Below are 22,443 nucleotides of genomic sequence, written 5' to 3' on the forward strand. Positions count from 1 at the left end.
CTCTCCTTTGAAAAAGTGGAAAAGATCAGGCGGACTGAGTGGAAATGAAGACGTTCTTGACTTCGCTGAAGGCGTCAAGGGCGTCCGGGCCGAGCTCACGGCCGAGGCCGGACTGCTTGAAGCCGCCAAACGGGGTGGAGTACCGGACGGACGAATGGGAGTTCACGGAGAGGTTGCCCGATTCGACTCCCCGGGCAACGCGGAGTGCCCGGTCCACTTTGGACGTCCAGATGGAGCCGGACAAGCCGTACTCGGTGTTGTTGGCGATGCGTATAGCGTCTGCTTCGTCGTCGAATGGCACCACGGCAACGACCGGACCGAAGATTTCGTCGGTGAAGGACGGCGCCTTCAGATCCGGTGTGAGCACTGTGGGTGGGAACCAGAAGCCCGGTCCTTCCGGCGCCTTCCCCTGGAAGGCGACCGGGGCGCCGTCGGGCACGAAAGCGGAAACCGTGTCCAGCTGCTGGGCTGAAATCAGCGGACCCATGGTGGTAGCCGGATCTGCGGGGTTTCCGACACGCATGCCGAGGACCTCTGGTTCCAACAGTTCCAGGAAGCGTTCGTAGACGCTGCGCTGCACGAGGATCCTGGAGCGTGCGCAGCAGTCCTGCCCGGCGTTGTCGAAAGCACCGCCGGGGGCGGCGGCCGCAGCCATCTCAAGATCGGCGTCGTCGAAAATGATGTTGGCGCTCTTGCCTCCCAGTTCCAGCGTCACGCGTTTCACCTGGTCAGCGCAGCCTGCCATGATCTGCTTGCCAACGCCGGTTGAGCCGGTGAAGACCACCTTCCTGACCGCCGGATGCGTGACGAACCGCTGGCCCACCACGGAACCCTTGCCCGGAATCACTTGGAAGACGCCCTCAGGAAGGCCCGCTTCCAGAGCCAATTCACCAAGGCGGATCGCGGTCAGCGGTGTCACCTCCGCCGGTTTGAGCACCACGGTATTGCCGGCGGCCAGTGCGGGGGCGAATCCCCATCCTGCAATGGGCATCGGGAAGTTCCAGGGAACAATGATGCCAACAACGCCCAGCGGCTCGTGGAAGGTCATGTTGACGCCGCCTGCCACGGGAATTTGGCGGCCGAAATGACGTTCCGGGGCGGCGGAGTAATAATTGAGGACGTCGCGGACGTTGCCCGCTTCCCATCGGGCGTTTCCAATGGTGTGGCCCGCGTTGCGCACCTCGAGTTGCGCGAGGTTCTCCAGATCATTGTCGACGGCGGCAGCGAACCGTCGCAGCAGCAACGCCCGGTCCGCGGGGGCAACGGCCCGCCACGTTTCGTAGGCAGCGGCTGCCTGGGCAATGGCGGCGTCTGTTTCGGCCACGCCAGCGAGCGGAACGGTCTGGATGACCTCCTCGGTGGCCGGATTGATCACATCAAACACTGTTGCTGTCATGCGGGGGACATCGCTTTCATGGTTGCGGTCTGGACTGAGCGGTAGCCGGCGGCAGCCTCCACAAAGCCGCGGAACAGCCGGAGATCATGGGGGTTGTGTTCCGGATGGAACTGGACGCCAAGAACCCAGCCGCCCTCCGTGGTTTCAATGGCCTGCACCAGGCCATCGCCGGAGCGGGCTGTCACGCGCAGGGTTTCAGGCACGTCGTCCATGGCCTGGTGGTGGTAGCACGGCGAAGTGGCGGAATCACCCAGGAGGTGGTGGATGAGGCTGCCCGGCGTGGTGTCGAATGCCGCCTCACCATAGACCCCAGGTGCTGGCTGACTGTTGCTGCCGGGAAGGACGTCCGGGATGTGCTGGATCAGCGTCCCGCCCAAAACCACATTGAGGAGCTGCGCCCCCCGGCAGATCGCGAACAGCGGAAGCCCGCGTTCAAGCGCGGCGCGGATGAGCGCTGAGTCATGCTTGTCCCGCAGTGGTTGGGGCTTGGTGGTGGGATGCGGTGCCTGACCGTACAGGGAAGGATCGACGTCGGGACCTCCCACCACGATCAAGCCATCCACCAGGTCCAGCACGGATTCGTCGGTGCCCAGCGGAGGCAGCAGGATAGGTGTTGCTCCGGCTGCGACCACCGCCTCCACGTACGATCCGGGGAGAATCGCCGCCGTCGTATTCCACACTCCCCAGGAGGCGTCCTGAAGGTAACTGGTGAGCGCGATTCTGGGCTTGTACGGTTGCCCGTAGGATTTAGAGACGTTCGAAGCCACGGACCCGCTCCCAATCTGTGATGGCACTGTCGTAGGCGGTGAGCTCCACGTTGGCGGCGTGGACGTAGTGGTCCACTACGTCGTCGCCGAAAGCCTTGCGCGCAATACTGCTCTCGGCCAGGAGGTCCCGCGCGTCCCGCAAGGTTGTGGGCAGCCGTTCCGCGTCGGACTCGTAGGCATTGCCCTTGGTGATTGCCGGCAACTGGAGATCGTTCTCGATGCCATGGATGACAGCGGCGATCATTGCAGCCACGGCCAGGTAGGGGTTCACGTCGCCGCCGCCCACACGGTTCTCAGTGCGGAGGCCGCGGCCGTGGCCCACCACGCGGAGTGCGCAGCTGCGGTTGTCCAAACCCCAGGCGATCGCTGTTGGCGCGAAGCTGCCCTCCACGAAGCGTTTGTAGGAATTGATGTTGGGTGCCAGGAAATAGGCGAGTTCGCGCAGCGCCGCGAGTTGACCGGCCACGAACCGTTCCATCAGGGGGCTGAAGCCGTGTTCGCCGTCGCCCGCCAGCACGGGGTTCCCGTCCAGGTCGGTGAGGCTGAAGTGGATGTGGCAGGAGTTGCCTTCACGTTCGTTGAACTTGGACATGAACGTGATACTCTTGCCGTGCTGGTCCGCGATTTCCTTGGCGCCGTTCTTGTAGAACGTGTGCTTATCGCAGGCGGCGAGGGCTTCATCGAAGCGGAACGTGATTTCCTGCTGGCCGAGGTTGCACTCGCCCTTGGACGACTCGACCACCAGGCCTGCGGCTTCCATGTTGTTGCGGATGGAGCGGATCACTGGTTCCAAACGGGCCGTGGCAAGGAGCGAGTAGTCCACGTTGTACTGCGTCGACGGCGCGAGGCCCGTGTAGTTCTTCTGCCAGGCCTGGTTGTAGGAGTCATCGAACATCAGGAACTCCAGCTCGGTCCCTGCGTGGGCACGGTAGCCCAGCTTTTCGAGCCGCTCGATCTGGGCTTTCAGGATCTGCCGCGGTGATGCGGCTACCGGCGTCCTGTCCGTCCAGAGGACATCGCACTGCACAATGGCTGTGCCTTCGAGCCAAGGGACTCTCCGTAGGGTTGAAATGTCCGGCATCATTACCATGTCGCCGTACCCGGTCTCCCAGGACGACATCGCGTAACCGTCCACGGTTTGCATTTCGACATCCACGGCCAGCAGGTAGTTACAGCCCTCTGCGCCGTGGTCCAGAACGTCTTCGAGGAAGGAGCGTGCACCACAACGCTTACCCTGGAGGCGACCCAGTGCATCGGTGATGGCGACAATGACGGTATCAATTTCGCCGCTAGCTACGGATTCGCGCAGTTCGTCGACGGTGAGCTGCCGGTTCCGGCTGGACTCTTGGATGTGGGAATTCATGATGTCTCCGCAGTGTAGTTGTGGATGTCAGGTTCTGCTGGCTGTTATTTCAGCTCGGCCTCGGCCATGGCGAGTTGGGCGAACTCTTCTTCGGGTGCGCCCGCCACGATCCGGTGCCGGCTGTAGAGCCAGTAGTAAAGGAGGGCAGCGGCAAAAATCGCTGCCGTAATGGAAGCGGCAAAGACGTCGACGACGAACGTCGCCACGACTGCCACCGCGGACAGGACCAAGGCAATCGACGTCGTGACGATCCCGCCCGGCGTCCTGTAGCCGCGTTCCAGGTTGGGTTCCTTCTTGCGAAGGACGATGTGCGAGAGGTTCAGCAGGACGTAGGAAACTGTGGCGCCGAAGACTGCGATGTTGATGAGCAAAGCACCATCCTGCGTTAGGGCAGCCAGTAGGAAGCCGATGGTTCCCGGGACGATCAATGCCCAGTACGGGGTGCGCCGGGCGCCGGTCAGTGACAGCCAACGGGGCAGGTATCCCGCCCGGGACAGGGCAAACAGCTGCCGTGAGTAGGCGTAAATGATGGAGAAGAAGCTGGCTACCAGTCCGGCCAGGCCGGCGTAATTGATGAAGTCGGCCAGGAAAGTGTTGCCACCGTAGGCAATGCGTAGTGCCTCAGGGAGCGGGTTGTCGGATCCGCTCATGGCTTGCGAGCCGGCTGCCCCCGGGACCAGGACCAGCATGAGGGCGCCAAAGATGACCAGGATGATGACGGCCACAATGATTCCCCGGGGCATGTCCCGCTTGGGGTTGGACGTTTCCTCGGCCGCGAGGGGGACGCCCTCCACTGCCAGGAAGAACCAGATCCCGTAGACGAGCGCCGCCAGGATGCCGCCGATACCCATGGGCAGGAAGGCGCTGGAGCCGGCGGAACCATCGGGAACAATATCGAACAAGCGGGCGGAATCGAACTTGGGAAGCAGGCCGACGACGGCGGCGGCCAGGGCGATGGTTGCCACCGCGGTGATGGCGAACATGATCTTCAGGGCTTCGCCGACTCCGCGGATGTGGATGCCGATGAAGATGACGTACGTGACCAGGTAGACCGGCCACGAGTTGGTGAGGCCAAAGAGGCCAAGCGCTTCAACATAGCCGCCGATGAACGTGGCAATAGCTGCCGGGGCCACCGCGTATTCGATGAGGACCGCCATACCTGTCGCGAATCCACCGAGGGGTCCCAGAGCCCGGCGGGCGAACGCATAGCCAGCCCCCGCCGTCGGGAGCGTTGATGAGAGTTCAGCGAGCCCGAAAACCATGCAGGTGTACATAATGGCCATGAGCAGGAAGGCGATCAGCAGGCCGCCCCAACCTCCTTGGGCCAGGCCCAGGTTCCAGCCCGCGAAATCGCCGGAGATCACATAGGCCACCCCGAGCCCTGCGAGGAGAACCCATCCGGCGGCACCCCGTTTGAGGCGCCGGTGCTGCAAATACTCATCCTCGCCGCCGGGCGGCTGGTGCACTGTTTCCATGCGTGTTCCTATCGTCTGAGGAATGCTTCTGGGAAGAGTCGAGCGGGGGATCCTTCAGATCCTAAAGGACTGTTTTCAGTCCAAAGTGTGCTTCAAAGTCTGGATCGTGATTCGCCACGAGTCAAGACTTTTCTGAAAAACCTGATGACTTGGATCACAATTGAGGGCGTGTCCAATGGTTTTTTTGATGACCTTTACTGGTTGGCGTGGGTAGCATGGAGGCAGCAGCGCCCTGTGAACGGCCTCACTGATCGGTGAATGACCTCACTGATGGGCGCAGCCCGCATTCCGTGGAAGGAGATGCCGTGCCGGACTCACCGTTTGGCCCGTCGTTCTCGATGCTGCGCCCAGTCAGGGGCGGCAACGCGTTCGAAGAGACCATCGAACACATCCTGCAGACCATCAAGCTGGGGATCTTCGCTCCCGCCGAAAAACTGCCGCCTGAACGCGAACTGGCCGAACAATTAGGTGTCAGCCGCGCCACGCTTCGGGATGCGTTGGGGGAGTTGCAGAGCGCCGGCTATTTGGAAGTCCAGCGCGGCCGGTACGGCGGTACGTATGTCTCCACAACGGCAGTCCAGCGCCAGCCGGACCAAGGGCCGCTCGACCCCGCCGAGGTGGAGGACGTCCTGCTCTTCAGGTCCATCATCGAGCCTGCCGCTGCTTCTTTGGCCGCCAAAGCGGACCTATCCGCGGCTGCCCGGAGGCACCTGCAGGTTTGCCTCTCCGAAGTGAGCGCTTCCCCCGCCGTGGGCTACCGACCCCGCGATGCCCGGTTCCATATCGCCGTCGCCGAATTGTCCGGCTCCGCAAGCTTGGTGGGCGCCGTGGCCGAAACACGATCCAGGCTCAACGAACTCCTGGACCGGATCCCCTTGCTCAGCACCAACCTCGAGCACGCCAACGAACAACACGCCGAGATCGCCGAGGCTATCCTGCGCGGCGATGCCCCCGCCGCCGAACGGGCCACCATCGAACACCTGGAGGGAACGGCTTCACTGCTGCGCGGCTTCCTCGCCTGACGTTCTCTCACGTCCTGCTGCTTTTTGGCGATCGTTCTCTCACGTCCTGCTGCTTTTTGAGCATTGTTCTCTCACGTCCTGCTGCTTTTTGAGCATTGTTCTCTCGGGTCCTGCGGGTTCTTGGGGATTGTTCCTTCAGGTCCATGCCGCCGCGGCCGAATCACAGCGAGGCCGAATCACGGCGCAATATGGTTGAGCCTTTGTCATGGGGCTGACTAGTGTTGGACACATGCGCGAACTCCAGGCCAAGATCATCGAGGAAATGGGCGTCCAGCCCCGGATCAATCCCCAAGAGGAGGTCCGCAAACGGGTCACGTTCCTGAAAGAATATGTAAAAGCCACGGGCACGAACGGTTTTGTGCTCGGCATCTCCGGTGGGCTTGATTCCACTCTTGCCGGCCGGTTGGCGCAGCTGGCAGTCGAGGAACTGGAAGCTGAAGGCGTTAACGCGAACTTCGTCGCGATGCGTCTCCCCTACGGCATCCAGCACGACGAAGACGACGCCCAAGCCGCCTTGGACTTCATCAAGGCCAAAAACGAGCGGACCTTCAACATCTCCCGCGCAGTGGACGGATTCGAGGAAGAGTTCGAGAAAGCCACCGGCGCTGAAATCTCCGACTTCCACAAGGGCAACACCAAGGCCCGCGCACGCATGGTTGCCCAGTATGCACTGGCCGGCGAACACAATTACTTGGTCATCGGCACAGACCACGGCGCCGAGTCCGTCACAGGTTTCTTCACCAAATATGGCGACGGCGGTGCGGACATCCTGCCGCTGTTCGGCCTGAACAAGCGCCAGAACCGCGAACTTTTGGCCGAACTTGGCGCTTCCGCACGGCTTTGGCAGAAGGTGCCCACGGCTGACCTCCTGGACGACAAGCCGGGCCGCACCGACGAAGACGAGCTCGGAGTCACGTACGACCAAATCGACGACTACCTTGAAGGCCGCGAAGTTCCCGAGGGCGTCGCGGAAATCATCGAGCAGAAGTACCTCCGTACGCGCCACAAGCGCACGGTGCCGGTCACCCTCTTCGATACCTGGTGGAAATAACTCCCGGATCCTCTCGCGCATCCAAGGGTTTTTTGGCGATCGTTCTCTCACGTCCAACGGGATTTTGGCGATCGTTCTCTCATGTCCAAACGGCTTTTGGCCATCGGTCTCTCACCTCCCACAGGCTTCGACGCCCATCGCGGTGACCCTGGCCTACTCCGCTTAGTACTCGAAGAAGTCCTCTACTTTTGTTTGGTGGCAAGAAGACGTTGGCTTCACCCAGGAACTCGACCTCAACCTTCACCGCTCGTTTTCGGCCAGGGCCTTCTCATCCCAGGCCTACTACTCGCAGTGAGTGCCGACGTCGGACTTTACCGACGGCGGCCATCCCGCCGTCGAGCAGGACGTAACGAGCAACCGCCCGAAACGGGCAGGGCGTGAGAGAGCAACCGCCCGAAACGGGCAGGACGTGAGAGAGCAACCGCCCGAAACGGGCAGGACGTGAGAGAGCAACCGCCCGAAACGGGCAGGACGTGAGAGAGCAACCGCCCGAAACGGGCAGGACGTGAGAGCGCAACCGCCCGAAACCGGCAGGACGTGAGAGAGCAACCGCTGGGCAGGACCTAGGCCGAGACCGGACCCGTGGAGCCGCGGACCGTGAGGTGGGTGGGCATGACTGAGCGGCTGCGGTTACCGCCCCCCGCCAACGGGTTCAGCTGGGCCAGCAGCATGGACACGGACACGCGGCCTGCTTGCTCAATGGGTGAGCTCATGGTGGTGAGCGGGGGATTGCAGAAATCAGCCCCGAAGATATCGTCACAGCCCACTATGCTCATATCTTCGGGCACGCGCAGGCCGCGCTCGCGAAGCCGCTGCAGCATGCCGATCGCTATGAGGTCGTTGAACACAATGCAGGCAGTCACTCCACTGTGGACTGCCGCATCGGCAGCTGCGGCGCCAGATTGCGTCTTCGGCGCAAAAGGGCCGAGGCTGCGAACGTCCACCCCACGGTCCCCGGCGGCTTCGGACAATGCCACCCAGCGTCGGGCGCTCGATTGCGAGACTGCAGGTCCGGCTACGTAGGCCACGGATGTGTGCCCCAGCGAAATAAGGTGATCCAACGCCTGCGGCATGGCCGATGGAGTATCGATGATGACTGCAGGAACGCCGCCGACGTCCCGGTTCACCGTGACCATGGGCATCTTGGCGGCGGCAGCGGCGAGTGACTCGTCATTCAAGCGGGAGGCTGCAACGATCACGCCGTCAGCACTCTTGCGCAGCTGCTCGAGGGTGCTGGCCTCCACTTCGTCGGATTCCTCGGTGTCCACCAGTAACTGTGTGTACCCGGCAGCCTTGAGTTGCAACTGCGTGCCGCGAATGAGATCGAAGTAGAACGGGTTGGTGATATCCGGCACCAGCACGCCCACTGCTCCGGTCCGGCCTGAGCTCAGCGCCTTTGCCTGGGAGTTTGGCGTGTAGTTAAGTTCGACGGCGGCAGCTTGGATCCGCTGCCGGGTGCGGATATTGACGCGGTCCGGATTCGTGAGTGCCCGGGAGACAGTGGACGCCGCGACTCCGCAGAGGGCGGCAATGTCATGGATGGTGGCGGGCCGGTTTGATGCCACGGGTTGCGTCGCCATGGGTGTTCCTCTCTGAACAACGGGTCATCCGGCTGTGATTGCTGCCACACCGTTTATCAAGAATGCCACAGCATGGCAGATTATGGCAATCGGTTGTCATGAGGATGCCAAGTTGGCTAAACTCAGGGGACAACACCGCCTGTGAACTATGTCACCGCACCCCTGCGGCGGCGTCAGGAACAAGCCGCCACAGGCACTATCTAGGAGATTTCGTGACTCAACCCAATGCCGTGTGGAGCCTGTCCGGCTTCGGTGATGAGATAGACCCCGATCCCGCAGTCCAGGCCGCTGTACTCCTGGCCCTGGGCGCCAGCCACATCGAAGTCCGCAGCGCCTGGGACGTCAACGTGTCCGAACTCGAAAAGGAAGCAGTAGAGCGACTCAAGGGGATTTTTGACGAAAAAGGCCTCAAAATCTCAGCTGTTGCCAGCCCCATAGGCAAGGTGGACGTCAGCCTTCCCGTGGAGCATGAGGTCAACCGGCTCCGCCAGATCATCTCCGTGGCCAAGGGCCTTGACGCCAAGTACGTCCGGATCTTCTCCTTCTACCGCGCGGAAGGCCAGAGCCAGGAAGAAATCCGGGATGACGTAATAGAACGCATGAGGGCATTGGCCGCAGAGGCTGAAGCCAGTGGAATCGTCCTGCTCCACGAAAACGAAAAAGGCATCTACGGCGATACGCCCGAGCGGGTCCTGGACATCATGGAGACTGTGGCCTCCCCGGCACTCCGCGCGGCGTGGGATAACGCCAACTTCGTACAGGTAGGCGTCAAGCCCTACACCGAGGGCTATGCCATGCTGCGTCCGTACCTTGAGTACTTGCAGGTAAAGGATGCCCTGGCCGATACGGGTGAAGTGGTTCCTGCCGGGCAGGGCGACGGCGAACTTGATGCCACCATTGCCGCACTCCAGGCCGACGGCTTCACAGGCTTCGCCTCCCTGGAGCCGCACCTCGACAACGCACACGAGCTGGGCGGGTACTCCGGACCCGTAGCCTTCGGCATCGCCGCGCGGGCTTTCGCAGCCCTGGCAGCCAGGAATGGCGTCGACCTGGTCTGACCGCCGGATCGACCGCCAGCCCACCAGCACCATCCTTCAAAGGAGCAGGAAATGCCTACAGCGGCAGTCATCGGTTGCGGTGACATCTCAACGATCCACTTTTCGGCGCTCTCAACCTTGGACGACGTCCAACTGGTGGCGGTATGCGACACCGATCCGGAGCGGTTGCAAGCGGCGGCAGCCGCCCACAGCGTGCCGGGGTACACGGACTACCTGGACATGCTGGAGAAGGCGCGTCCCGACGTCGTACATATTTGTACCCCACACCACCTCCATGCGTCACTGGCAGCCGACTGCCTGGAGCGCGGCGTCAATGTAATCGTCGAGAAGCCCCTCGCGCACACGCTTGAAGAGGGAAAGCGGCTCATTGAAGCGGCTGAACGGAGCAAGGCGAAGATCGCCGTCTGCTTCCAGAACCGCTACAACGTGACATCGCAGGCAATGCGGAAAATGCTCGACGGCGGTGGGCTGGGTCGGGTAATCGGCGCATCGGCCACTGTTATGTGGCATAGGAACGGCGACTACTACCGTGATCGGCCTTGGCGCGGCACCTGGCTGGAGGGCGGGGGTGGCTTGATGATGAACCAGGCAATCCATACCGTCGATTTGCTCCAGTGGTTGGTGGGCGATGTTGCCAAGGTGGAAGGCCGGGCGTCGACCCGATCTCTGGGCGGCGTGATTGAGGTGGAAGACACGGCGGAGTTTGTTGCCGAGCACGTGAACGGTGCCCGCAGCGTCTTCTATGCAACTTTGGCTAATGCGGTCAATGCGCCCGTAGCGCTGGACATCGTGACCGAAAAGGCGACGCTCAGCCTGCGCGGGGACCTCACTGTGACTTACGACGACGGCACCGTGGATGTCATCCCGGAGCGGGTGGCGGAAACGGGCGGCAGGTCCTATTGGGGCGTCTCGCATGAGCTCCTGATCAAGGACTTTTACGCCGGACTCGAGAACGACGGACCTTTCTGGATAAGTCCTGCAGAGGCAGGAAAGTCGCTCCGGATCGTCAAGGACATCTATGCACAGAGCTATCCGGACCAGTTGGAGCGGGTGAGCTGAACGCAGCAGTGCCTGCCGGCGATTTCGGCCGGGAGCCATTGGGGGTTTCCGGCCGATTTCGTCTCCAATTCAGGGAACCCCGCCCAGCATCCTGGCAACTTGGCAACATTTTCAGAAACTTTTGACAATCGGTTGCCAAGCTCGGATTACTTCCGTAATGTAAGTCCCACACCCACAAAAATGTGGTTCACACCACACCCTTCGTTCTGATTCGCATCAGGCCAAGATTCAGTAGGAGCCGACAATGAAGTTAGGTCCAAAGGCGGCAGCAGCCGCCCTCGTACTCAGCGCCTCCCTAGCGCTCACCGCATGTGGCGGCGGAGGCGCCGGAGCCGGTTCAAACGCTGGTGGCGGAAAGACTGTCACAGCCTTGACGCTGGGCACGCTCCGTGACATTACTTCGTGGGATCCTGCCCAGGCTCACGTCGGCCACGCACTGCAGCCCTATCAAGCAGCCTATGACTCCCTGATCCTGCGCGAACCGGATGGCAAGCTCAGCCCCATGCTGGCCACGGCGTGGAAGTACAACACCACCAACACCAAGCTCACCGTGGACCTCCGGAAGGACGTCACGTTCAGCGACGGCGCCAAGTTCGACGCCACAGCAGCCAAGGCCAACCTTGACCACTTCAAGAAGGCCAACGGCCCGCAGATGGCCCAGCTCGGATCCGTATCGGACATCGCCGTGGTGGACGAGGACACCATCGACATCAACCTCAGCGCTCCAGAGCCGGCCTTGGAGTACTTCCTGAGCCAGGCCGCCGGCCTGATGGGCAGCCCCGCAGCGCTCGGCACTGATGCGATCAAGACCGTACCGGTTGGTTCGGGACCCTACGTGATGGACAAAGCGGCATCGGTGAAAGACTCCCAGACGGTCTTCACTGCCCGCGAGGGATACTGGAACAAGGACCTGCAGAAGTACAAGAAGCTCACCCTGAAGATCCTCACAGATCCAACGGCCCGCACCAATGCCCTGGTTTCCGGCCAGATTGATGCCACGCTCCTGGATCCCAAGAACGGCAAGCAGGCAGAGGGTGCCAAGATGAAGCTGGAAACCAACCAGGTTGACTGGTCCGGTTTGCTCCTTCTGGACCGGGACGGCACTAAGAACCCCGCACTTGCCAACGTCAAGGTCCGTCAGGCCATCAACTATGCGTTCGACCGCAAGACCATTCTGGACCAGGTCATGCTGGGCCAGGGAACGCCCACTTCGCAGCCGTTCGGCAAGGAAAGTGGCGCCTGGACGGAGGAGCTGGAGAACTACTACAGCTACGATCCCGCCAAGGCCAAGCAACTGTTGAAGGACTCCGGTTTCGAGGGCAAGGTAACCCTTGACGTTCCCACCCTGCCTGGAGCTGAAACCCTTATCTCAGTCATGCAGCAACAACTCGCAGACGTTGGGATCACCCTGAAACCGGGCGCCGCCATCACCAACACGTTCACCGCGGACGTCGCGGCACAGAAGTACCAGGCGCTCTTCTTCAACCTCTTCCAGGGTGAGCCCACAGTTGCGATCGACCAGATCGTCTCCACCAAGGCGTTGTACAACCCCTTCAAGAACACCACACCCGAGCTTGAGGCGAAGATCCAGGCTGTGCGCACCGGTGGCGACGAGGCCGGCAAGCTGGCCCAGGAAGTCAACAAGTATGTTGTGGAACAGGCATGGTTCGCCCCGCTCTTCCGCGTGAACCAGATGTACTACCACAACGACAAAGTGAACGTCACCCCGCAAGTACAGCAGGCCGTTCCGTCCATCTATAACTACTCGCCCGCCAAGTAGGAACCCATGATCAAGTTCATTGCGAAAAGGCTGGGCAGCGGACTGGTGGTGTTGTTCGTAGTCTCGGCTCTCACCTTCATCCTGCTGTACACCTCCAGCGGAAGCATCGCCCAAAATATCCTGGGTGACCAAGCCACACCTGAACAGGTGGCCATGAAGGAACAGGAGCTCGGTCTCGACCAGCCACTTGCAACGCGCTATTTCGCCTGGTTGGGCGATGCCTTGAGCGGAAACCTTGGAACCTCGTGGTTCACGTCGGAGCCGGTGGCCAACTCCTTGGCCACTCGGATCCCGGTGACCATGACCATGGTTTTCTCCGCAATGATCCTGATCGCCATCTGCGCAGCTCTGATCGGTGTTGCTGCAGCCGTCAAGCGCGGCTGGGTGGACAGGGCAGTCCAGGTGGGCGCCATCATCGGCGACTCCATCCCCGGATACGTGATCGGCGTGTTCCTTGTGACTATCCTTGCCATCCAGCTGGGCCTCTTCCCGGCCACCAGCACTATCTCGCCCGAGGTGGGACCTGAGGCCTGGGTGTACTCCATGACACTTCCGGTCATCGCCCTGCTCATCAACGGTGTGACCGGCGGGGCACAGCAAATCCGCAGTGCCGTGATCAAGCAGCTCGAGCGTGACTACGTCCGCACATTGCGCAGCCGGGGCATTGGAGAGCGTGAAATCCTCTTCAAGCATGTGCTCCGCAGCGCCGCTCCGGCAGGCCTCACAGTATTGAGCCTGCAACTGATCGGCATGCTGGGAGGCGTGGTGATCATCGAGCAGATCTTCGCCCTCCCCGGAATGGGTCCCCTCGCAGTTACTGCAACAGGCCAGTCCGATCTTCCCGTAGTCATGGGAGTGGTGATGTACACCGTAGTGGTGGTCATCGTGGTGAACCTCCTGGTGGACATTCTCAATGGCTGGCTCAACCCGAAAGTACGTGTGTCATGAGCGATTCCGTAGATTCAGCGGCAATTTCCGCAAGTCCCGACTCCATGGGTGTGGCAGCGAAGGTCCCCGATGGACAAAGCGGTACCGTGGTCCGTTCCGGCGTGATGCGCCGCCTCATCAGGAACCCCCTGGGTATCGCTTCGCTGGTCATCCTGGGCAGCATCGCCTTGTTGGCTATTTTCGCCCCGGTCCTGGCTCCCTTTGAGGAGAACTTCGCCAACATCTCCAAGACGTTGGCCGCTCCGGACTCGGTGAATATCCTGGGTACCGACAGCGCCGGACGCGATACCTGGAGCCGCCTGCTCTTCGGCTCCCAGCTCACCCTGGTGTCCGCCCTGCTGTGCGCAGGTGTGGCCATCGCCATCGGACTCCCCGCGGGCCTGATCGCCGGCTACTACGCAGGCAAGTTCGAAGCGGTCTCCAACTGGGTAGTGAGCATCCTGATGAGCCTGCCCGGCCTGATCGTTTTGCTTACCATCCGCGCAGCCTTCGGCCCGTCCGTGTGGATTTCCATGATCGCGTTCGGCGTCCTCATCAGCCCGTCCTACTTCCGGTTGACACGCACAGCAGTCCAGTCTGTCCGCAACGAGCTCTACGTCGATGCCGCGCGTGTCTCCGGCCTTTCGGACATGAGCATCATCGCCCGCCATATCTTCTCCGTGGTCCGCGCACCCATCATCATCCAGACCGCAGCAATCGCGGGCGTGGCCATCGCCATCCAGTCCGGCCTTGAATTCCTGGGACTTGGGGATCCCACCAAGGCAACCTGGGGCGTCATGCTCTCGGAAGGCTTCAAGAACGTCTATCTGACGCCGACCCTGCTTCTCTGGCCGGCACTTGCCATGGCACTCACCATCGGTGGACTCGTCCTGCTTGGCAACGCCATCCGCGACGCCCTGGAAGACGGCGAAAAGATCAAGCACCGCAAGAAGAAGGTCGCCAAAGCTGAACGTAATGCTGCAGAACGCACGACGGCGGAACCCGCCAAGGCGCGCCAGTCACGTAAGTCCGTGGCCGCCGTCGAGACCGGAACCGAACACCACCTGGTCAAGGTGACCAACCTCGGCGTCGGATATCCGCAGGCTGATGGTTCCATCAAAAAAGTAGTGGACGACGTCTCGTTCCACGTGGACCGCGGCGAAATCCTGGGCATCGTGGGTGAATCGGGTTCGGGCAAGTCCCAGACCGCGTTCTCCATCCTGGGCCTGCTGCCGGACAACGCCAGGATCGTGGGCGGCTCCATCCAGTTCGACGGCAACTACACCGTTGCCCCGGGCGAGGACCGCGTCAGCCAGGAGCGGTTGTCCAAGCTGCGCGGCAAGAGGATCTCCTACATTCCACAGGAACCCATGAGCAACCTGGACCCGGCCTTCACCATTGGCTACCAGCTGGTCACGCCCATGGTCCGTGTCTTGGGAATCTCGAAGTCCGAAGCCCGCCAGCGTGCGCTCAAGCTGCTCACCGACGTCGGTATTGCCAACCCGGAACTAACCTTCAACGCTTACCCGCATGAAGTTTCCGGTGGCATGGCCCAGCGCGTGCTCATCGCCGGTGCCATCAGCTGCGAACCGGACTTGGTGATTGCTGACGAACCCACCACGGCGCTGGACGTCACCGTCCAAGCGGATGTGCTGGACCTGCTGCGCGAGCTTCAGCAGCGACTGAACATCGGCGTGATCCTGGTGACCCACAACTTCGGCGTCGTCGCCGATCTCTGCGACCGTGTTGTGGTCATGCAGAACGGCCGGCTTGTTGAAGAAGGAACCGTCCGGGATATCCTCCGAAACCCGAAAGAGCCGTACACCCAGACCCTTCTTGGGTCCATGCTCGAAGGAAAGACCCCCATGACGATGCTGGTATCCAAGCCTGGATCAGCAGCACAGAAGGAGCCGGTGGCATGAGCATCTCAGTTACATCACCGCAAAGCGCCCCGTTGCTGTCCGTGGAGAACCTGGTGGTCGAGTACCCCAGCAAGAGGTTCCGGGCCAAGCCCTTCCGGGCGCTGACGGACATCAACATCACCATCGGCCAAGGCGAAACCCTTGGCCTGGTGGGGGAGTCCGGCTCGGGCAAGACCACCTTGGGCAGGGCCGTTCTGGGCCTCGCCCCCGTCACTTCCGGAAAGGTGATTTTCGAAGGCAACGACATCAGCAACGCCTCGCGCAAGGAACGCCGGACGCTGAGCCGGGACCTCCAAGTGGTGTTCCAGGACCCCTACACGTCGCTGAACCCTGCCTTGGAAATCGGCGACATCCTGGCTGAACCGCTGGGCGTGCAAGGAATGGAATCGGCAGCGGCCAAGAAGCGCGTCAAGGAACTGCTGGACCAGGTGGGCCTGCCGTCGGACGCGATCCACCGACTACCCCGTGAGTTCAGTGGCGGCCAGCGCCAGCGTGTTGCGATTGCCCGGGCTTTGGCGCTGTCACCCAAACTCATTGTCTGCGACGAACCGGTCAGTGCTTTGGACCTCTCCACCCAGGCCCGCGTTCTGGACCTCTTCCTGCAGATCCAGAAGGACACCGGGGTTTCGTACCTGTTCGTCTCCCACGACCTCGACGTCGTGCGGCACATCAGCCACCGCGTAGCCGTGATGTACCACGGCGAAATCGTGGAGCAAGGCCCCGCCGAGGTGGTCACCCGCGATCCCGATCACCCCTACACCCAGCGACTGTTGCTCGCCTCGCCCGTGCCCGATCCTGACCGCCAGGAACAACGGCGGGCAGACCGCCATCGTTTGCTCGCAAACCAACACAGCCAAATCGAACAGCAAGGTGCCGTGGCCTGAACGGCCAGGCATCCCATGACACATCCAGGGCCCGGAAGGGCCCGGAAACCCCGGAGGAAAAAGTGGCCACAATAGGCGTCCAAGCCATGATGCTGAAGGACAGTTTTGCTGATGTGGGAGCATTCGAAACGCTCCGCAAGGTCAGTGCGATCGGCTATAACGCCGTCGAAATTTCCCAGATCCCCATGACTGCGGAGAACGTGGGCGAGCTGGACCGCTCCCGCACGGAGCTGGGCATGGACATTGCCGCGCTTTCGGTCAATATTGAAGGCCGCAAGGGCATGCCCGTGGAATCACTGGCAGACGACTTCGACAAGATCGTGGACGATGCCAAGCGCCTGGATACCTCGTTGCTGCGCATTGGCATGCTTCCGTTCGGGGCAATGAAGTCTTTGGATTCGGTGGTTGAATTCGCCAAGCAAGCCAACGGCTACGCCGAACGGCTGCAGGAACAAGGCATCAGCCTTTACTACCACAACCACCACATTGAGTTCGCGAAGTTCGACGGCAAATACATGCTGGATATCATCGCCGAAAACTCCCCGGCCATGGGTATGGAGATTGATGTCCACTGGGTGCAGCGCGGCGGCCTGGATCCCGTCCGCACCCTCCAAAAGTACGCCGGCAAGACTGCCATGGTGCACCTCAAGGACTACAGGATCGGCCAGATGCCGGAATCGTCCTTCGGGCTTCTGGAGAAGGGCGACTTCCCCGGGTTCATGGCGGAGTTCCGGAATGTGGTGCAGTTCGCCGAAGTAGGCGAAGGCAACCTGGACTTCCCATCCATCATCCCTGCCGCCATGGCCGCTGGGGCCCGGTATCTCCTGGTGGAGCAGGACGAACTGTATGGACGGACCGTCTGGGATGCACTCCAGACCTCGTACGACAACCTGGTGGCCATGGGCCACGCCGACCTTTTCTAGATTTTCAATACAGGAGATTGCATTCATGAGCACGAAAGTACGCCTCGGCATCATCGGCCTGGGCCAGCAAGGCGGCGCCTACGCCAAGTTCATCACCGACGGCTTGGTCCCGAATATGGAGATCGGCGCCATTTGCGACGTCGATCCTGCCAAGAAGGAACTTGCCGCATCCCAGTACCCGGATGTCCCGTTCTACGACGACTACATAGCCCTGCTGGAAAGCGGTTCGGTTGATGCTGTTATCACCTGCGTGCCGCACTTCCTGCACCCTGAGATGGGCATCGAATCACTCAAGCGAGACATCCATGCGCTGGTGGAGAAGCCTGCCGGGGTCTACACCAAGCAGGTCAAGGAGCTGAACGAGTTCGCCGCTTCGAAGCCTGAGCTCTCCTTCGGCATCATGTTCAACCAGCGCAACAACCCGCTCTACAAGAAGCTCAAGGAAATCGTCGATAACGGCGAGATTGGCAAGATCCGCCGCTCCAACTGGATCATCACCAACTGGTGGCGGCCGCAGGGTTACTACAACTCCAGCGAGTGGCGGGCTACGTGGGGCGGCGAGGGTGGCGGCGTTCTGGTCAACCAGGCGCCGCACCAGCTGGATCTGTGGCAGTGGATCTGTGGCGTCCCGCAGTCCGTCTACTCCAAGGTGGCGTACGGCTTCCGCCGCGACATCGCCGTCGAGGATGAGGTCACCGCAGTGGTCGACTATGGCGACGGCGCGACGGGCGTTTTCGTGACGGCCACCCACGACATCGTGGGAACCGACAGATTCGAAATCCTGGGTGACCAGGGCAAGATCGTGGTGGAGGACAGCAAGGTGGCCACAGTCACCCGGCTGGTCAAGCCGGAGCGGGAAATCAGCGATTCCATGGGCATGGATGATGTCCGCAAGCTCTTTATGGGCCAGCTGAACCGCGAGGAGTTGTACAGCAGCGAGGTTATCGAGTTCGAGTCTGCGTGGGGCGGCCAGCACGCCGGGGTCCTGGAGAACTTTGCGGCCAACATTCTGGATGGCACTCCTCTGCTTGCTCCGGGTTCCGACGGAATCAACGGCGTCCGCCTGGCCAATGCCATCCACCTCTCCAGCTGGACCGGCAAGGAGGTCTCGCTGGACTTTGACGAGGATGAATTCCTCCGGGAACTCAACAAGCGCATCGCTGAAGAGGGCAAGTTCCCCGAGCGTTCTTAACCAGGCCGGGCCGGTTGCCACGATTAATGAATGGCAACCGGCCTGATTTTGTTGCCAAAAGGTCTACGATGGAGCGGTGACCGACGTGACGAACTCCGGAGCAGCCACTACCCCCACCAAACGCGGCCGGGGGGAGAAGTCCTCACCCACCATCTACGACATCGCCAAGCTTGCAGGCGTCAACCCCTCCACGGTGTCCCGTGCCTTGAGCAAGCCCGGGAGGGTGAGTGCCAAGACGCAGAAGATCATCGAGGATGCAGCCGAGCAACTGAATTACCAGGTGAACCCGTTCGCCCGCGCGCTTCCAACGGGAAGGACGCAGACCATTGGGTTGATCGTTGCAGATATCACCAATCCGACCTTCTTTGACATCATCCGCGGCGCTGAAACCACTGGCTCGGCCCGTGATTACACCCTGGTCCTGGCTGAATCCGCAGAGTCGCCAGAGACGGAAGTCACGGCAGGACGTCGCCTGCTGAATACTGTGGACGGCCTCATCCTGGCCAGCCCCCGCATGGATGACGACCACATCCGCGCGCTGGCTGAGGACAAGCCGGTAGTCGTTATCAACCGCGAGGTCCAGGGCGTCCCATGTGTGGTGCCGGACGTCAACAAGGGCATCAGCCAAGCGGTCAGAAGTCTCGCTGCCAATGGCCATGAGAACCTCGCCTACGTTGCGGGTCCAAAGCAGTCCTGGATGACGGCTCGCCGCTGGGAGGGCGTTAAAGCGGCATGCGATTGGTCAAAGCTGGGTGCAGTCCGCCTGGAATCGTCCAAACCCACGGTCGACGGCGGCCGGCAGGTAGCGCGCGACGTCCTGGAAAGCGGAGCGACCGCGGTCATCACGTACAACGACCTCCTTGCCATCGGTTTGATGCAGGAACTCCAAGCCGGTGGGATGCGGGTTCCAGACCAGATCAGCATCGTGGGCTTTGACGATATCTTCGGCGCGGACTTCACTACTCCAGCCTTAACCACAGTGCGCTCACCCCTTGGGGAGTGCGGAACCCGTGCAGTCACCATTCTGTTGGACATGCTGCAAGGCCACGATGCCCCCAGCGAAGCCGTGAGCGTGGAGACCGAGCTCGTGGTGCGAGGGTCCAGCGGAAGGCTGCTGAGCTAGTCCTCGGTGTTCAGGCAAGGGCTGTTGCACTGAATTGGCAATTTTTGGCAACCGGTTGACAAGATGGCAAGCTGAACCGCAAGATTGACCTATGTCACAGTCCATCGCAGCACACCCTGACAGGCTCCTGCCCGCAGATCCCGGGACGCGCAGCATCGCGCGATCCTTGCTGGAGCGCGTCCAGGACCTGCCCATCATTTCTCCGCACGGCCACGTTGACGCGGCTGTTATTGAACAGAACACGCCGTTCCCTGATCCTGCAGCGCTCCTGGTCAGCCCGGACCACTACGTCACCCGCCTGATCCACGCCAATGGTGTTCCGATGGATCAGTTGCTGACAGGTACGGCGTCCGCCCCCGAATCACGGGAGATCTGGAGGCGGTTCGTTCAGGCCTGGCCGCTGTTCGAGGGCACGGCCTCCGGGTACTGGCTAAGCACCCAGTTCCACGATGTGTTCAAACTCGGTGCAGACCTCAGTGAGATGCCGGCTGACGCCAGTTATGACGCCATCGCCGCGAAGCTGGTAGAGCCGGACTTCCGTCCTCGCCAGCTTTTCAAGGACTTCAACATTGAGGTCCTGGCCACCACGGATGATCCCCTGGACAACCTTTCCAGCCACAAGGCCCTCACCAATGACCCCAGCTTCAACGGCCGCGTGCTCCCCACGTTCCGACCGGATGCCTATCTGAATGCGGCGCATCCCAGCTGGAACGCCAACGTTGACCGTTTGATCGAAACTGCGGCCGACGGCGCAACAGGTTACGCCGGCTACATCGCGGCCCTGGAAAACCGCCGTCGCTACTTTGTGGAGCATGGCGCAGTATCGGCGGACCACGGCGTGCGCACCCCGGCCACCCTCAAACTGGATGCTGCCGAGGCGGAAGCGCTCTTTGAACGTGCCCGCACAGGCAAGGCCACCGTGCAGGATCGGGATGCGTTCGAGGCCCACATGATGTACCAAATGGCGCGCATGTCAGTGGAAGACGGACTGGTCATGACCATCCACCCTGGCTCGTACCGCAATCACCACGGGCCCACGTTTAACAAGTTCGGCCCAGACACCGGTCACGATATTCCGTTCGCAGTGAACTACACCGAGGCCATCCGTCCGTTGCTGCAGGATTTCGGCACGGCCAAGGATTTCCACCTGGTGCTCTTCACTCTCGATGAGACTGTTTTCTCCCGTGAACTCGCGCCGTTGGCTGGTTTCTACCCGTCCGTCTTCATCGGTGCGCCGTGGTGGTTCCTCGATGCCCCGGATGCCATGTTGCGCTTCCGTTCTGCAGTTACAGAAACCGCCGGTTTCTCGCGGTCCTCCGGCTTCATCGATGACACCCGCGCGTTCTGCTCCATTCCCGCACGGCACGATGCCTCCCGCAGGATCGAAGCGTCCTTCCTCGCGCGCCTTGTAGCCGAGCACCGCGTGACTGAAGACCGCGCGCACGAGCTGATTCTCGACGTCGTTGATTCCTCGCCACGCAGGGTGTTCAAACTATGAGCGTGGATGGGCTCCCTCGATTGAACCGCGAGGTCAAAGCAGTGGAAAAGGCTCCCGTGCGCATTGTGCACCTCGGACTCGGGGCCTTTCACCGTTCGCACCAGGCCTGGTACACGCAGCATGCTGGCGACGCAGGGGATTGGGGCATCGCCTCCTTCACGGGGCGTCGTCCGGATGCCGCAGCAGTTCTGGCGGAACAGGACGGCCTTTTTACCGTGGTGGAACGATCCGATGCAGGGGATTCCTTCGAGGTTGTAGTCAGCGTTGTAGAAGCCATCGATGGCGCCAACGTTGGACGATTGACCGAACTCGTCGCAGCACCGCAAACCGCTGTGATAACTCTGACCATCACGGAAGCAGCATATGCGCACGGCGCGGATGACCTGCCGCGGCTGGTGGCGGGGCAGCAACCCACGACGCCGTTGGGACGCTTGGTCCTTGGCCTCGGCGCCCGCAGGGACGCCGACGCCGGACCCCTCGCAGTGGTTTCCTGCGACAACCTCTCGGACAACGGAAACGTGGCCCGTGCGGGTGTAGCGGAAATCGCCCTGGGCTTCGACGCCGGACTTGCCGACTGGATCGAGCGCAACGTCAGCTTTGTCAGCACCTCGGTGGACCGCATCACGCCCCGAACCACAGCCGACGATGTTGCTCTGGTCAGTGAACAGTGCGGGTACCGGGACGAAGCTCCGGTAGTCACTGAACCGTTCCACAACTGGGTGCTGAGCGGACAATTCCCCTCAGGGCGTCCACGTTGGGAAGACGCCGGAGCCGTTTTTGTGGATGACATCGAACCTTACGAAAACCGCAAACTTTGGCTCCTTAATGGCGCGCATTCCATCCTGGCTTATGCCGGGCAGTTGCGCGGCCACACCACAGTGGCGCAGGCCTTGGGTGACGCCGTATGCCGTGAAGCTGTTGAGGAATTCTGGGACGAAGCTGCCAGGCACCTTTCCGGCGAGGAACTCCGCATCCCCGAATACCGGACTGCCTTGCTTGATCGCTTTGGGAACTCCCGGATCGCACACCATCTGGCCCAGATCGCCGTGGACGGCAGCACCAAGCTCCGAATGCGTGCACTGCCGGTGTTTCGTGCGGAGCGGGCCGCAGGGCGAAGCGGCACTGCCGCGGCGAGAATGATCGCGGTGTGGTCCGCCTACGCCGCCGTCAATCCTGAGCTGCAGGATCCCAAGGCTTCAGCCATTGCAGCTGCCAACGGGCTCTCTGGGAGTGCGCGGGTCGCAGCGTTGCTGGGGCTTTTGGATCCGGACCTTGCCACCGAACCAGGAGTGGCAGAGCTGGTGCAGGAGCTGAGCTCGGATTGGGCCACTGCCCGTGCCGGGACAGGAACTGCAGCGTAGGGTTTTCCAATCCGCCATGGCAACCGATTGCCAAAAATTGCAAACAATTCTAGACTCAATTT

18 protein-coding genes are annotated in these 22,443 nt (G+C 61.6%); 13 read left to right on the forward strand and 5 right to left on the reverse strand.

The genetic code is table 11. From position 1 onward, the window contains the following. Nucleotides 1-25: 25 nt before the first annotated feature. The 4 genes from VUN82_02565 to eat are packed head-to-tail and all read right to left on the reverse strand — an operon-like array spanning nucleotide 26 to nucleotide 5,001. The gene (locus VUN82_02565) at nucleotides 26-1,396 is read right to left on the reverse strand and encodes an aldehyde dehydrogenase family protein (protein ID XAS72763.1); all 1,371 of its coding nucleotides are present in this window, start codon (nucleotides 1,394-1,396) and stop codon (nucleotides 26-28) included. Then, entirely contained in the window at nucleotides 1,393-2,163 is a 771-nt protein-coding gene (locus tag VUN82_02570) for a gamma-glutamyl-gamma-aminobutyrate hydrolase family protein (GenBank protein XAS72764.1), read from the reverse strand. Before VUN82_02570 ends, VUN82_02565 begins: the two co-directional genes overlap by 4 nt. Next, nucleotides 2,144-3,526, reverse strand: a complete 1,383-nt coding sequence (locus tag VUN82_02575) for a glutamine synthetase family protein (protein XAS72765.1) — start codon at nucleotides 3,524-3,526, stop codon at nucleotides 2,144-2,146. Before VUN82_02575 ends, VUN82_02570 begins: the two co-directional genes overlap by 20 nt. Nucleotides 3,527-3,570: 44 nt before the next feature. After that, on the reverse strand, nucleotides 3,571-5,001 hold the full coding sequence (gene eat / locus VUN82_02580) for an ethanolamine permease (protein XAS72766.1): 1,431 nt from the start codon (nucleotides 4,999-5,001) through the stop codon (nucleotides 3,571-3,573). 305 nt (nucleotides 5,002-5,306) lie between these two features. Here eat and VUN82_02585 point away from each other — a divergent pair, with 305 nt between their 5' ends. Together VUN82_02585 and nadE are read left to right on the forward strand one after the other, a co-directional pair. After that, entirely contained in the window at nucleotides 5,307-6,023 is a 717-nt protein-coding gene (locus VUN82_02585) for a GntR family transcriptional regulator (GenBank protein ID XAS72767.1), read from the forward strand. Nucleotides 6,024-6,252: 229 nt separating this feature from the next. Next, nucleotides 6,253-7,074 carry an ammonia-dependent NAD(+) synthetase gene (gene nadE, locus VUN82_02590; GenBank protein XAS72768.1) on the forward strand — a complete coding sequence of 274 codons (822 nt, stop codon included), beginning with the start codon at nucleotides 6,253-6,255 and terminating at the stop codon, nucleotides 7,072-7,074. Nucleotides 7,075-7,637: 563 nt separating this feature from the next. Here the strand turns inward: nadE and VUN82_02595 are convergent. Next, nucleotides 7,638-8,654, reverse strand: a complete 1,017-nt coding sequence (locus VUN82_02595; protein ID XAS72769.1) for a LacI family DNA-binding transcriptional regulator — start codon at nucleotides 8,652-8,654, stop codon at nucleotides 7,638-7,640. 212 nt (nucleotides 8,655-8,866) lie between these two features. Here VUN82_02595 and VUN82_02600 point away from each other — a divergent pair, with 212 nt between their 5' ends. The 11 genes from VUN82_02600 (at nucleotide 8,867) to VUN82_02650 (ending at nucleotide 22,381) form a co-directional block, all read left to right on the forward strand. Then, nucleotides 8,867-9,712, forward strand: a complete 846-nt coding sequence (locus VUN82_02600) for a sugar phosphate isomerase/epimerase family protein (protein ID XAS72770.1) — start codon at nucleotides 8,867-8,869, stop codon at nucleotides 9,710-9,712. Between the two features lie 51 nt (nucleotides 9,713-9,763). Beyond that, the gene (locus VUN82_02605; GenBank protein XAS72771.1) at nucleotides 9,764-10,771 is read left to right on the forward strand and encodes a Gfo/Idh/MocA family oxidoreductase; all 1,008 of its coding nucleotides are present in this window, start codon (nucleotides 9,764-9,766) and stop codon (nucleotides 10,769-10,771) included. A 244-nt stretch (nucleotides 10,772-11,015) separates the two neighbouring features. Continuing rightward, nucleotides 11,016-12,551: an ABC transporter substrate-binding protein gene (locus tag VUN82_02610; GenBank protein ID XAS72772.1), complete on the forward strand. Its 1,536-nt coding sequence runs from the start codon at nucleotides 11,016-11,018 to the stop codon at nucleotides 12,549-12,551. Between the two features lie 6 nt (nucleotides 12,552-12,557). After that, entirely contained in the window at nucleotides 12,558-13,499 is a 942-nt protein-coding gene (locus VUN82_02615) for an ABC transporter permease (protein XAS72773.1), read from the forward strand. After that, nucleotides 13,496-15,400: a dipeptide/oligopeptide/nickel ABC transporter permease/ATP-binding protein gene (locus VUN82_02620; GenBank protein XAS72774.1), complete on the forward strand. Its 1,905-nt coding sequence runs from the start codon at nucleotides 13,496-13,498 to the stop codon at nucleotides 15,398-15,400. The genes VUN82_02615 and VUN82_02620 overlap by 4 nt, the downstream gene beginning before the upstream one ends. Beyond that, nucleotides 15,397-16,284: an ATP-binding cassette domain-containing protein gene (locus tag VUN82_02625; GenBank protein ID XAS72775.1), complete on the forward strand. Its 888-nt coding sequence runs from the start codon at nucleotides 15,397-15,399 to the stop codon at nucleotides 16,282-16,284. The genes VUN82_02620 and VUN82_02625 overlap by 4 nt, the downstream gene beginning before the upstream one ends. A 62-nt stretch (nucleotides 16,285-16,346) precedes the next feature. Beyond that, nucleotides 16,347-17,207 carry a sugar phosphate isomerase/epimerase gene (locus VUN82_02630; GenBank protein XAS72776.1) on the forward strand — a complete coding sequence of 287 codons (861 nt, stop codon included), beginning with the start codon at nucleotides 16,347-16,349 and terminating at the stop codon, nucleotides 17,205-17,207. A gap of 25 nt (nucleotides 17,208-17,232) precedes the next feature. Further along, nucleotides 17,233-18,399, forward strand: a complete 1,167-nt coding sequence (locus tag VUN82_02635; GenBank protein ID XAS72777.1) for a Gfo/Idh/MocA family oxidoreductase — start codon at nucleotides 17,233-17,235, stop codon at nucleotides 18,397-18,399. 76 nt (nucleotides 18,400-18,475) lie between these two features. Continuing rightward, a complete protein-coding gene (locus tag VUN82_02640) occupies nucleotides 18,476-19,522 on the forward strand; it encodes a LacI family DNA-binding transcriptional regulator (protein ID XAS72778.1) in 1,047 nt (348 codons plus the stop codon). Nucleotides 19,523-19,613: 91 nt separating this feature from the next. Further along, the gene (gene uxaC, locus VUN82_02645) at nucleotides 19,614-21,020 is read left to right on the forward strand and encodes a glucuronate isomerase (protein ID XAS72779.1); all 1,407 of its coding nucleotides are present in this window, start codon (nucleotides 19,614-19,616) and stop codon (nucleotides 21,018-21,020) included. Beyond that, nucleotides 21,017-22,381, forward strand: a complete 1,365-nt coding sequence (locus VUN82_02650) for a mannitol dehydrogenase family protein (GenBank protein XAS72780.1) — start codon at nucleotides 21,017-21,019, stop codon at nucleotides 22,379-22,381. The genes uxaC and VUN82_02650 overlap by 4 nt, the downstream gene beginning before the upstream one ends. Nucleotides 22,382-22,443: the final 62 nt, after the last annotated feature.

The sequence above is a fragment of the Micrococcaceae bacterium Sec5.1 genome (assembly GCA_039636795.1).
Classification (GTDB): domain Bacteria; phylum Actinomycetota; class Actinomycetes; order Actinomycetales; family Micrococcaceae; genus Arthrobacter.